This window comes from Methanomicrobium sp. (assembly GCF_055145805.1).
The window spans coordinates 1-10,726 of record NZ_JBSREC010000084.1 but is presented as its reverse complement, the minus strand read 5'-3'; the positions used below and the strand labels follow the sequence as shown (position 1 = coordinate 10,726).

12 protein-coding genes and 3 pseudogenes are annotated in these 10,726 nt (G+C 43.9%); 13 read left to right on the top strand and 2 right to left on the bottom strand.

The annotated features are described in order from the left end of the window. Positions 1-269, bottom strand: a pseudogene (locus ACTB1O_RS07660) (argininosuccinate lyase); the annotation flags it as partial. Positions 270-622: 353 nt separating this feature from the next. Between ACTB1O_RS07660 and ACTB1O_RS07655 the strand changes: the two are divergent. The 13 genes and pseudogenes from ACTB1O_RS07655 to ACTB1O_RS07595 form a co-directional block, all read left to right on the top strand. Next, positions 623-1,639, top strand: coding sequence for an ABC transporter substrate-binding protein (locus tag ACTB1O_RS07655; protein ID WP_462994545.1), 1,017 nt, complete (start codon positions 623-625; stop codon positions 1,637-1,639). Positions 1,640-1,844: 205 nt separating this feature from the next. Continuing rightward, a complete protein-coding gene (locus tag ACTB1O_RS07650; RefSeq protein ID WP_462994544.1) occupies positions 1,845-2,642 on the top strand; it encodes an ABC transporter permease in 798 nt (265 codons plus the stop codon). After that, on the top strand, positions 2,643-3,398 hold the full coding sequence (locus tag ACTB1O_RS07645) for an ABC transporter ATP-binding protein (protein WP_462994543.1): 756 nt from the start codon (positions 2,643-2,645) through the stop codon (positions 3,396-3,398). A 92-nt stretch (positions 3,399-3,490) separates the two neighbouring features. Further along, positions 3,491-4,006, top strand: a complete 516-nt coding sequence (locus ACTB1O_RS07640; protein ID WP_462994542.1) for a 50S ribosomal protein L16 — start codon at positions 3,491-3,493, stop codon at positions 4,004-4,006. A gap of 188 nt (positions 4,007-4,194) precedes the next feature. Beyond that, complete coding sequence (locus tag ACTB1O_RS07635; protein ID WP_462994541.1) at positions 4,195-4,929, top strand: DNA alkylation repair protein; 735 nt, start codon at positions 4,195-4,197, stop codon at positions 4,927-4,929. A 50-nt stretch (positions 4,930-4,979) separates the two neighbouring features. Then, complete coding sequence (locus ACTB1O_RS07630; RefSeq protein WP_462994540.1) at positions 4,980-5,822, top strand: fumarate hydratase; 843 nt, start codon at positions 4,980-4,982, stop codon at positions 5,820-5,822. Next, the gene (locus ACTB1O_RS07625) at positions 5,823-6,359 is read left to right on the top strand and encodes a FumA C-terminus/TtdB family hydratase beta subunit (RefSeq protein WP_462994539.1); all 537 of its coding nucleotides are present in this window, start codon (positions 5,823-5,825) and stop codon (positions 6,357-6,359) included. Between the two features lie 176 nt (positions 6,360-6,535). Beyond that, positions 6,536-6,808, top strand: coding sequence for a 4Fe-4S dicluster domain-containing protein (locus tag ACTB1O_RS07620; protein WP_462994538.1), 273 nt, complete (start codon positions 6,536-6,538; stop codon positions 6,806-6,808). Further along, positions 6,805-7,905, top strand: a complete 1,101-nt coding sequence (locus ACTB1O_RS07615) for a 2-oxoacid:acceptor oxidoreductase subunit alpha (protein WP_462994537.1) — start codon at positions 6,805-6,807, stop codon at positions 7,903-7,905. The genes ACTB1O_RS07620 and ACTB1O_RS07615 overlap by 4 nt, the downstream gene beginning before the upstream one ends. A gap of 35 nt (positions 7,906-7,940) precedes the next feature. Continuing rightward, complete coding sequence (locus ACTB1O_RS07610; protein ID WP_462994546.1) at positions 7,941-8,699, top strand: thiamine pyrophosphate-dependent enzyme; 759 nt, start codon at positions 7,941-7,943, stop codon at positions 8,697-8,699. Then, positions 8,696-9,238 carry a 2-oxoacid:acceptor oxidoreductase family protein gene (locus tag ACTB1O_RS07605; RefSeq protein ID WP_462994536.1) on the top strand — a complete coding sequence of 181 codons (543 nt, stop codon included), beginning with the start codon at positions 8,696-8,698 and terminating at the stop codon, positions 9,236-9,238. Before ACTB1O_RS07610 ends, ACTB1O_RS07605 begins: the two co-directional genes overlap by 4 nt. After that, a complete protein-coding gene (gene sucC / locus ACTB1O_RS07600) occupies positions 9,235-10,323 on the top strand; it encodes an ADP-forming succinate--CoA ligase subunit beta (protein WP_462994535.1) in 1,089 nt (362 codons plus the stop codon). Before ACTB1O_RS07605 ends, sucC begins: the two co-directional genes overlap by 4 nt. Continuing rightward, positions 10,320-10,538, top strand: a pseudogene (locus ACTB1O_RS07595) (succinate--CoA ligase subunit alpha); the annotation flags it as partial. The gene sucC and the pseudogene ACTB1O_RS07595, both read left to right, overlap by 4 nt. 47 nt (positions 10,539-10,585) lie before the next feature. Here the strand turns inward: ACTB1O_RS07595 and ACTB1O_RS07590 are convergent. After that, positions 10,586-10,660 (bottom strand): annotated as a pseudogene (locus ACTB1O_RS07590) (hypothetical protein); the annotation flags it as partial. Between the last annotated feature and the right edge of the window lie 66 nt (positions 10,661-10,726).

The following is a 10,726-nucleotide window of genomic DNA, read 5'->3' as shown; positions in this document are numbered from 1 at the left end:
TCGATTCCGGCATGGATATCCTCATATTTCTGATCATAGACCGAATCACAAAGGCCTTCTTTGTGAAGTTTTAAAAGAACTTCCATTATTGCCTTTGCAGAATCCAAATCTATAATCTCCTGCTTTTTCAGCATCAGAAGATGTCCGATATCAACAAGGATATCAGATTCTCCTATAAAGCGGTCTGCCTCTGCGGATGAAAGATATCCCCAGACTTCTGAAGGGCGATTATCACCAAGACGACCTCCCCTTAACGGATCCTTACTCATAAACAGAAAACTCCTGATAATAATGTATGTCCAGAAGCATATTTAAGGCGACTATTGGTCTGACTTCCTAAAAACATGAATTTGTTTAAGGGGAGACTCCCTTTTTTGATTGTTGTTTATGTGCTTCAGGAATCTTTTGATTTTCATACTTTGCAATAAACAGGGAGAAGAATATTTTTGGCTTAAAACCGGGTTGTATACTTTAAGTCATATATTTGGTGAAGGTTAAGCTCATGAGGTATATTTTCTCAATGAAATTTCCTATTGAGGCAAATAAATGTGCACAAAAAGATATCATATTATATGTTTGTGATCAAGAATGATGTGTTTTATTATTATAAACGGGGATTAAAATGAAAAAAATTACCGGTCTTTTTATGGTAGTATTGATTGCAGCAGGATTCATGCTGTGTGCGGGCTGTACTGATACACCTGCTGATACAACAAAAGTTGAGACAGAAGAATTAAACTTCGGATATCAGCCGAGTACTCACCAGCTTGCATACATGACTGCAATGAAGAAAGGATGGTGGGCAGAAAATCTTGCGCCTTACGGATTCACAGTTGATTCTGCAAAGAACGAGTTCCAGTTCCCTACAGGAGCGCCTGAAATGCAGGCAATGCTTGGCGGGGACATTGATGTTGCATATGTCGGCGCGGCACCTGTTCTTTCTGCTCTTGGAACAGGACTTGATGCGAAAATAGTCGCTGCTGTTCAGACACAGGGATCAGCACTTGTTGTAAGGCCGGATATTGAATATACAGGCCCTGAGTCCTTAATAGGGCACACAATTGCAACATTCCCGCCCGGAACAATTCAGGACACAATTTTAAGAGAATGGTTTGCAGCAAACGGAATTGATGCAGACAATGATGTTGATATCAGACCTATGGGCCCGGGAGATGCAATTACAGCAATCACCGCAGGTCAGATTGATGCAGTATTCCTTCCTGCACCGTCACCTACTGTAATCGAACAGGAAGGAAACGGAAAGATTGTCCTCTGGTCAGGTGTTATGAGTCCGGATCATCCGTGCTGTGTTCTGGTTGTAAGCGGCAAACTCATCAGGGAGAATCCCGATGCAGTAACTGAGATTGTAAAGACGCACATTAAGGCAACAGAGTACAACAGTCAGAATCTGGATGAGGCTGCACAGATATACTCTGACTATACAAAAAATACAAAAGAAGTTGCAGAAGCGTCCTTTAATAACTGGGACGGCGCATGGGTGTCCAATCCAAATCTTATTGTCGACGGTGTAATGTCGTATGTTAAGACTCAGAATGAACTTGGATATATCAAAAAGAATCTCGCCGAAGATGAGATCTTTGACTTTTCATTCTATGAAAAGGCAGTATCAGCTGCCTGAGAATAATTATTAATTATTTTTAATTTTTTTGACTGATGGACTTTTTTACAGTATTTGCATTAAGGTCCGGACAGTCTGCTCTTATGAGTTATTTTTTAAACATAATGAGAGAATCTTAAATGCAATAAAAAATGCACAAAAACTGCTATTGTCTTTTCAGGCTGTTTTTATATCATAGTGCATTTTTTTCATAAGGACAGAGAATATGATTTCAAAAAAGATGGATAACAGAAAAACATTTCTGCTTCCGGCTGTGTCTGTAATAGTCTTCATAATAATCTGGCAGATTGTGGCTGAATATTTTGTTAGCAATCCGTTTCTTCTGCCAAGTTTTACAGACGTAATCTTGGCATTTCTGGAAATGGCATTCAGTCCAAAGGGTTCTCTATTAAAGGATCTCTGGTTCAGTCTTCTTCATTTTGGAATAGGGATGGCGGCATCGCTACTTGTGGGGATACCTGTCGGTATTGCAATGGGCTGGTTTAAGGACGTCGATATGGCCTTAAACCCGTTGATAGAACTAATCCGTCCTATCCCTCCGCTTGCATGGATTCCCTTTGCAATTATATGGTTTGGACTCACAAACGCCGCTGCAGGATTTATCATATTCATAGGAGCCGTGTTTCCGATTCTAATCAATACATATACAGGATTTCGTGAGGTTCCAAAGGTTTTCATCGAAGCCGGAAAGGTTCTTGGCTGTACCGGCGATATGACCCTTATACGCAGGGTTGCATTTCCGTCTGCAATCCCGTCTATCATGTCCGGCATCAGAATATCGATGGGTGTCGGGTGGATGTGTCTTGTCGGTGCAGAAATTTTTGGTGCCGGAAGTGGCAAATACGGGCTTGGTAAAAATCTCTGGACTTATTATAACCTGCATCAGATGCCAAGTGTCGTTGTCTATATGCTGATTCTGGGATTTATCGGGTTAGTAATAGATCTCGTCTTCAGACACTACGTTAACAAACAGATGCTGAAATGGCGCGAGGAGGATCTTTAGATGTCACAGTTATCTATAAAACACTTAAGGAAGGTTTTCTCGGAAGGTGAGGATGATGAGGTTGTGGCACTTGAGGACATAAATCTCGAAATTGAGGATGAGGAATTTATATGTCTTGTAGGTCCGTCCGGGTGTGGAAAGACAACGCTTTTAAGAATAATTGCCGGTCTTGATATGCCTACTTCAGGCAGTGCTCTTCTGGCCGGAAATGAGATTTCAGGTCCTGATACCGAACGCGGGATGGTATTTCAGGAATATTCTCTATTTCCGTGGCTGAATGTTATTGACAATATTGCATTTGGTCTTGAGATGAAGGGTGTCGCAAAAAAAGAGAGGCTGGAGATTTCAGAAAAATATATTGAACTTGTCGGACTTGAACAGTTTTCAGATGCATTCCCTCATGAACTCTCAGGCGGGATGCGGCAGCGTGTTGCAATTGCACGTGCACTGGCAAACGACCCCGGGGTTCTTTTAATGGACGAACCCTTTGGGGCACTTGATGCACAAACCAGAAATATGATGCAAAGAGAGCTCTTAGAGATCTGGAAGCGTGCAAAAAAGACCGTGATCTTTGTGACACACAGTGTGGATGAGGCTGTATTTCTGGCTGACAGAATTATCATGATGTCTCCGCGTCCCGGAAATATCAAAGAGGTAATTGAGGTTGATATTCCCCGATGCAGAGAGAGGACTGCGCCGGAGTTTGCGAATCTACGCAAATACGTCCTTTCTCTCATGGGTGAAGGGACAATATAACCAGTTTTGTTCACATGCAATCAGATAGTTAGGTTTATTAGGATTTATCCCCATTTTTTATAGCACATCTAGATCACTAGGAGTTTATACAAATGGTTCGAAAACCCGCAAAAATGTACAAAGCAATCTCAAAAAGGGCATACACCAGACGTGAATATATGGGTGGTGTACCCGGCTCAAAGATTGTTCAGTTTGATATGGGAAACCCAAAACAGCAGTTCCCTGTCGAGATTTCAATTATAGTTGATGAGGCATGCCAGATACAGAATAAGGCGCTTGAAGCAGCACGTATGACTGTAAACCGTAAACTCTTAAAGGAGATTGGAAGGATGAACTATCATTTCAAGATCCGTACCTTCCCGCACCAGGTGCTTCGTGAGAACAAACAGGCAACAGGTGCAGGTGCTGACCGTGTGTCAGAAGGGATGAGAAAAGCTTTCGGAAAGGCAGTAGGTACAGCAGCACGTGTGCAGATACGCCAGAAAGTTATGACAGTATACACTACCGACAACTATATCGAAAAGGCAAAGGTTGCCTTAAATTCGGCAGGATACAAGCTTCCAACTCCTACCCGCATTATAGTTGCAGAAAATAAAATCGAAGCCTGAATATCTCCCCTGATTTTTTAATCTGAATATTTTTTTTGGTTATTAAAATTTGTTAAGCGGGGCTGTTCAGCCTGATTACTATTTTCTGACGTTTTTAACAATTTTGATTTTTATTTGTTTCTTTTGCTCCTGTGAGTTAAGGGACTGTTTAATTTCCATTCCTGCATAATACTAAAAAGGATAAATAAATGGATATCCGTGATTTAAGTGAGGATTATATTATTTTCCTTCTAAAAGATGATCTGCAAAAAAGAAGCGATCCAAAATATATAGAACGGGAAGTTTCCTTAAACGGAGTGCCGGCAGAAGGCTTTATTGGTGTTAAAAAACCCTTTGTCCGTGATGTCGCAAGGAGATACTGGCAGGGGGGAGTGAAAAAAATGCCTGACTGGTCTGTTTTTTATCTTTGTGACAGTCTTGTAAGCGAAAATTCATTTGAACTTCGTGCTATTGCTTTTGACTGGGCAAAGCGTTCAAAAAAGATATACAGTCCCGAACATTTTACTTATTTTGAAAAATGGGTGAAAAACAGTCTCTGCTGCCGGATAGACTGCGATTCCCTATGCACAGGATTCGGCGGTGAATTTCTGATACAATATCCTAAATACCTGGATTCTGTATTTGATTGGACAAAGTCAGAAAACCGCTGGGTCAGGCGTGCAGCGGCAGTCTCACTTATCATTCCGGCAAAATGGGGACTTTACTCCGAAAATATCTTTAAAACGGCAGATGCACTTTTAACAGACTCTGATGATATGGTCAGGAAAGGTTACGGCCGGATGCTAAAAGTGTTGTCGCAGAAGTATCCCGATGAGGTTTTCTCCTATGTCATGGATAACAAAGAGGTTATGCCAAGGACTTCTCTTCGGTACGCGATTGAGAAAATGCCTGTGGATATGAAGAAAAAAGCTATGGAAAAATAAGAGAACTGCAAAGGGAATAATAGGGATATCTAACAATATATGTGATTATTATGGCAGAAAGGGAAGATCTGATCCGAAAACGTGTGTCTGACGCGGCTTTTTGTGCAATAAAAGAAGCCGAGATTAAACTGCCGCCTGATTTTTTAAGGGCTCTTTTGAAGGTCTCAACAGCCGAGACAAATCCTGTTGCAAAATCCGAGTATAAAAATATCTTTGAAAATTTAAAGGAAGCAGAAAATCTATCTGTTCCAATATGTCAGGACACCGGGCTGCACATATTTTACGTGACACTTCCGCCTGAAATACCGTTATGCGGGGCAATCTATGATGGTATATCTGATGCCGTGAAATGGGCAACGGCTGAGATACCTCTCCGCCCGAATGCAGTTGATCCGATTACCCGGCATAATTCCGGAGATAATACAGGTATTGGCACTCCTGCAGTTCACATAAGTCCCGGCGATAAGTTTACAATAACTGCGATGCCAAAGGGCGGCGGCAGTGAGAATATGTCACGTCTTGCAATGCTTCTTCCCACGCAGGCAGATGAGATAAAAAAATTTGTTGTTGAGACTATGCTGATTGCAGGCGGAAGACCCTGTCCTCCTGTAATTTTAGGTGTCGGAATCGGAAGTACATTTGACGGTGTTGCATCGCTTGCAAAAGAGGCGCTCCTGCAACCTGCTGATGTAATGGATGAATTTGAACAGGAACTTTGCGACTGCGTAAATGAACTTGGAATCGGACCCATGGGTCTTGGCGGTGATTTTACCTGCATTGCAGTAAAGGTCAAAAGGGGACACTGCCACACTGCATCGCTTCCTGTTGCAGTAAATGTTCAGTGCTGGGCATGCCGGCGGGCAACTGTGGAAGTTGATACCGGGGGGCTTTAGATGACTGAATTAAAGACTCCGCTCGGGTGTGAGGTTTTAGACCTTGTTGCAGGAGATATAGTGTATCTGACAGGAATCATATACACGGCAAGGGATGAAGCCCACGCTGAGATGACGGAGAAGGGAATTCCGTTTGACCCAAAAGGTGCGGCCATATTTCACTGCGGACCTGTTATTAAGGATTCAAAGGTTGTGGCAGCAGGGCCTACCACATCCGCAAGAATGAATAAACTCTGCGGTTTTCTCATCGAAAACGGCGTTCGTGCATTCATCGGAAAGGGAGGGATGAGTGATGATGTATCTGAAATCCTGAGAGGAAAGGGGGTATATCTTGCATACACCGGCGGGTGTGCCGCACTTGCCGCATCTAAAATGGAGTTAAAAGGGGTCTTTTATGAAGAGCTCGGGATGGCAGAAGCGGTATGGAAGATAGAAGTTGACAGGTTACCCCTTACAGTCGGGATGGACTCAAAAGGCGGAGACATATACAAAGACGTCATCAAAAAAGCGGCAGGCATTTTTAAAGAACGCTTTTAAAATGAAAAAAAGGACTAAACTAAATCTTAAAAAAAGTCCTGGTTTTCTGATGCTTTCTGTCTTCCCTCTGACTGTCAGCATTGGATTAAATTTTTCATCCATAGTCCAAAAGAATATATTTAGTAGCATTGGTGCTCAATAATATAGTCAGAATAATTTTAAAACGGTCGTAACTCATGAAACTTATAATAGATGAGAGTCGTTGCAAAGGATGCAATCTATGTACACTGGTATGCCCCTACAATATTTTTCAGGAGGGATCCCAAATCAATGAAAAGGGAATAATTGTTCCTTCTCTTGACAGACCCGGCAGATGTACAAACTGCAGACTTCAGAAATTATATCAGAGACGTTTGTGTGGGGTATGTCAGCTTATATGCCCTGATCAGGCTATAACATGGGTTGAGGAAGAGCCGTACGAACAGCCTGGTGTGGTGATAGAGTTTTGAGCAAAATTGAATTTATGCAGGGAAATATAGCCTGTGCAGAAGGAGCACTTGCCGCGGGATGCAGCTTTTTTGGCGGGTACCCTATCACCCCGTCAACTGAGGTTGCCGAGCATATGGCAAAGAGAATGCCGAAACTGGGCAGGACTTTTATTCAGATGGAGGATGAAATAGCAAGCATATCATCCGTTATCGGTGCTTCCTGGACCGGAGCAAAGGCTATGACTGCAACAAGCGGTCCCGGATTTTCTTTGATGATGGAAAATCTCGGATATGCTGTTATGACCGAAACCCCGTGTGTAATTGTAAATATTCAGCGCGGAGGGCCCTCAACAGGTCAGCCGACAATGTCTGCACAGGGGGATATGATGCAGTGCCGTTTCGGCTCACACGGGGATTTCAGTATAATTGCACTCACCCCGTCAACTGTTCAGGAGATGTTTGAACTGACAGTAAAGGCATTTAATCTTGCAGAAAGATTCAGATGTCCTGTATTTGTAATGTCTGATGAGACTATCGGGCACATGCGTGAGAGAGTTGTAATACCTGACACAGTTGAGACCGAAAATCGAAAACTGCTTGAAAAGGGAGAACTTCCTTTCAGGGCCGGAGAGGATTTGATCCCGGGATTTCCTGTATTTGGCGAGGGTCACCGGGTTCATGTGACCGGCCTGACACATGGTGAGAACGGATATCCTGATACCAATGATCATGAGATTCACTCATCTCTTGTAAAAAGGCTTGTTGAAAAAGTGGAATCAAAAAGGCATGAGATCGCTGACTATGACCTTATAAATCATGATGCTGAAGTTGTCTTTTTGACATACGGACCTGCAACAAGGACTGTAAGGCAGATTATGAAGGACAGGCCGGATCTTATAATCGGGCACATCAACCTGCGAATGGTATGGCCGTTTCCGGAAGAAGTCTTATCTGAATTTAAATCAGCAAAGGTTTTCATAATTCCCGAGATGAATATGGGCCAGATCTCAAGAGAGGTTGCACGCCATACAAATGTCGAGGTTCTCTCACTTCCAAAACTTGGCGGTGAGATGCACAATCCGGATGAACTCTTAAAAGCAATGGAGGGATACCTTTGACATTATCTGTTGAGGACTGGTACAGGCATGAAAGAATGCCCCATATATTCTGCACCGGGTGCGGAAACGGGACTGTTATAAACTGCACTTTAAATGCCGTCGTTGAGATGGGATGGGAGATAGACAATACAATATTCGTATCCGGAATAGGATGTTCATCACGCTCTCCCGGATATGTGGCAACAGATTCCCTTCACACAACACACGGACGTGCAATCGCGTTTGCAACCGGTGTTAAGATGGCGAAACCTGAGTTCAATGTTGTTGTATTCACAGGAGACGGAGACCTCTCCGCAATAGGCGGAAATCATTTCATACACGGATGCAGGCGGAATATTAACCTGACTGTCATATGTATGAACAATATGATCTACGGAATGACCGGAGGTCAGGGAAGCCCCTGCACACCTGTTGGTGCCGTCTCAACAACAACACCATATGGTGCGGCAGAGTCAGTATTCGATCTCGCCGAACTTGCGGTTGCGGCAGGTGCAAACTACTCGGCACGCTGGACCACATATCATGTGAAAGAGCTTACAAAAGCGATTAAGACAGGGATGGAAACTACCGGCTTTTCGTTTATTGAAGCTATGACACAGTGCCCCACATCATTTGGGAGGAGAAACAAGCTCAGGCAGCCTTCCGATATGATTGAACACATGAAGAATAATTCAATTCTTCTTTCAAAGAAGAGAAGACTTGAAGAGGAAGGAAAGTCTGTTCCCGAAGGCATGTTCACGGTCGGCGAATTTGTCCGCCGCAACCGGCCTGCTATGGGGGTGTCTGAGAAATGAGACATGAGGTTTTATTCTCCGGATTCGGTGGTCAGGGAATAATACTCTCTGCCGTAATTACCGGACGTGCCGCTGCAATATATGACAAAAAATTTGCTGTCCAGACCCAGGTATATGGTCCCGAGGCAAGGGGCGGCGCATCAATGAGTGCGGTTGTAATCGACGATGACGATATACTCTATCCCGAGGTTACATCTCCTGACATATATGTCATAATGTCACAGCAGGGTTATGAGAAATACGGGGCAGATGCTCCGGATGATGCAATTATGCTTCTTGATTCAGGTCTTGTATTCTCACGGCCCAAATGCAGGTGTGTTGAAATTCCTGCAACCGGGGAGGCAAAGAGAATCACCGGACGTGCAATTGTTGCAAATATTATAATGATTGGGGCACTTGTGAGTTCAACCGGTATTGTAAGCCGTGATGCAATAGAGATGGCGGTTATGGACAGCGTTCCGAAAGGAACAGAACAGCTCAATATGAAGGCCTTAAATGCGGGATTTGAACTTGGAATAAACGGAGGTAAACAGACTTGAAACTCCTGGAATTTGAAGCAAAAGAGATCTTTAAAGAATACAAAATACCTGTTGCAAAGGGATTTGTTATTAAAAACCCTGAAGAGATCGATGAAAGGTTAAATGACATCGGAGATGAGGTTGTCCTAAAAGCCCAGGTCGATGTCGGCGGAAGGGGAAAAGCAGGCGGAGTTATAATTACAGAATCCGTTTATGCAAAGGAGAAAGCAGCACTTCTTTTTCAGAGGGAGATTAAGGGAATTCCTGTTGACAGGATTCTTGTTGAAGAGAAGCTTCCGATTGATAATGAATATTACGTGAGCATAACACTCGACCGGGCAAGAAAAGAGCCTGTCATACTTTTTTCTGCAACAGGCGGCGTTGATATAGAGCAGACTGCAAAAGACAACCCTGATGCTCTCCAGAAGGTATGGATTGCACCAATCCTGCATGATATACCCCCTTTTATGATGAGAAGGCTCCTAAAAGGTGTTCCTAAAGAGCTGGGTCCGGTAATAAACAAGCTCTATCGTGTATGCTGCGAAAAGGACGCTCTTTTAGCTGAGATAAATCCTCTTGTCACAACTAAAAACGGTGTGTACGCCGCAGATGCAAAACTGATAGTTGATGACAATGCCTTATACCGGCAGGGTATTGAGGTAAACCGCGACTTAACCGACCGGGAAAGAAGAGCTGAGAAGTTTGGCTTTTCATATGTTGAACTTGAGGGTTCAATTGGTGTTATCGGAAACGGTGCAGGACTTACAATGTCCACTCTTGATCTGATTGAATTTTACGGCGGAAAGGCGGCAAATTTCCTGGATGTCGGTGGCGGTGCAGGAGAGGAGCGTGTATGCAATGCCGTAAGGCTGGTATCCGAGATGCCCGGAGTAAGTGTCATTGTTGTAAATCTTCTCGGGGGAATAACCAGATGCGATGAGGTTGCACGCGGGATTGTAAGTGCAGGCGTTACCCAGAAGGTTGTTGTCAGGCTTGCAGGCACCAATGAGGCTGAGGGTCGCAGAATACTGAATGAAAACGGATATATGATGCTTGATACGATGGATGAGGTCATCACATACGCGGTCAGGGAGGCAGGATTATGATATATGGTGATAAGACGACCAAAGTCATAGTTCAGGGCGCAACCGGAAAGCAGGGTGCATTTCATATTGATTTAATGAACCGCTATGCAGAGGAAACCGGAGGCTGTGGTGTCGTTGCAGGTGTCACTCCGGGCAAAGGCGGACAGGAAGTGCACGGAGTGCCTGTATATGACTCTGTAAGAGAGGCACTTTTAGAGCATGATGCAACTACAAGCTCAAGTCCGTTGTATGCGGCTTCCATAATTGAGTCACCCGCAGCACCGCCCGGGACAAACAGAACACCTGCAGTTGCATCATGCTCTAAAAGTGCCTCTCTTACAGAGTCATATACAGGCACTCCGTGCACTTCCTGTCCGCCTTTGCCCGGAGTGACACCTGCAACGACACCACAGCCTCCGGTTTC

Bases quoted from the DNA above. Each gene is read 5' to 3' on its own strand.
- ACTB1O_RS07655 (WP_462994545.1), top strand. From the start codon at position 623: ATGAAAAAAATTACCGGTCTTTTTATGGTAGTATTGATTGCAGCAGGA.
- ACTB1O_RS07650 (WP_462994544.1), top strand. From the start codon at position 1,845: ATGATTTCAAAAAAGATGGATAACAGAAAAACATTTCTGCTTCCGGCT.
- ACTB1O_RS07645 (WP_462994543.1), top strand. From the start codon at position 2,643: ATGTCACAGTTATCTATAAAACACTTAAGGAAGGTTTTCTCGGAAGGT.
- ACTB1O_RS07640 (WP_462994542.1), top strand. From the start codon at position 3,491: ATGGTTCGAAAACCCGCAAAAATGTACAAAGCAATCTCAAAAAGGGCA.
- ACTB1O_RS07635 (WP_462994541.1), top strand. From the start codon at position 4,195: ATGGATATCCGTGATTTAAGTGAGGATTATATTATTTTCCTTCTAAAA.
- ACTB1O_RS07630 (WP_462994540.1), top strand. From the start codon at position 4,980: ATGGCAGAAAGGGAAGATCTGATCCGAAAACGTGTGTCTGACGCGGCT.
- ACTB1O_RS07625 (WP_462994539.1), top strand. From the start codon at position 5,823: ATGACTGAATTAAAGACTCCGCTCGGGTGTGAGGTTTTAGACCTTGTT.
- ACTB1O_RS07620 (WP_462994538.1), top strand. From the start codon at position 6,536: ATGAAACTTATAATAGATGAGAGTCGTTGCAAAGGATGCAATCTATGT.
- ACTB1O_RS07610 (WP_462994546.1), top strand. From the start codon at position 7,941: ATGCCCCATATATTCTGCACCGGGTGCGGAAACGGGACTGTTATAAAC.
- ACTB1O_RS07605 (WP_462994536.1), top strand. From the start codon at position 8,696: ATGAGACATGAGGTTTTATTCTCCGGATTCGGTGGTCAGGGAATAATA.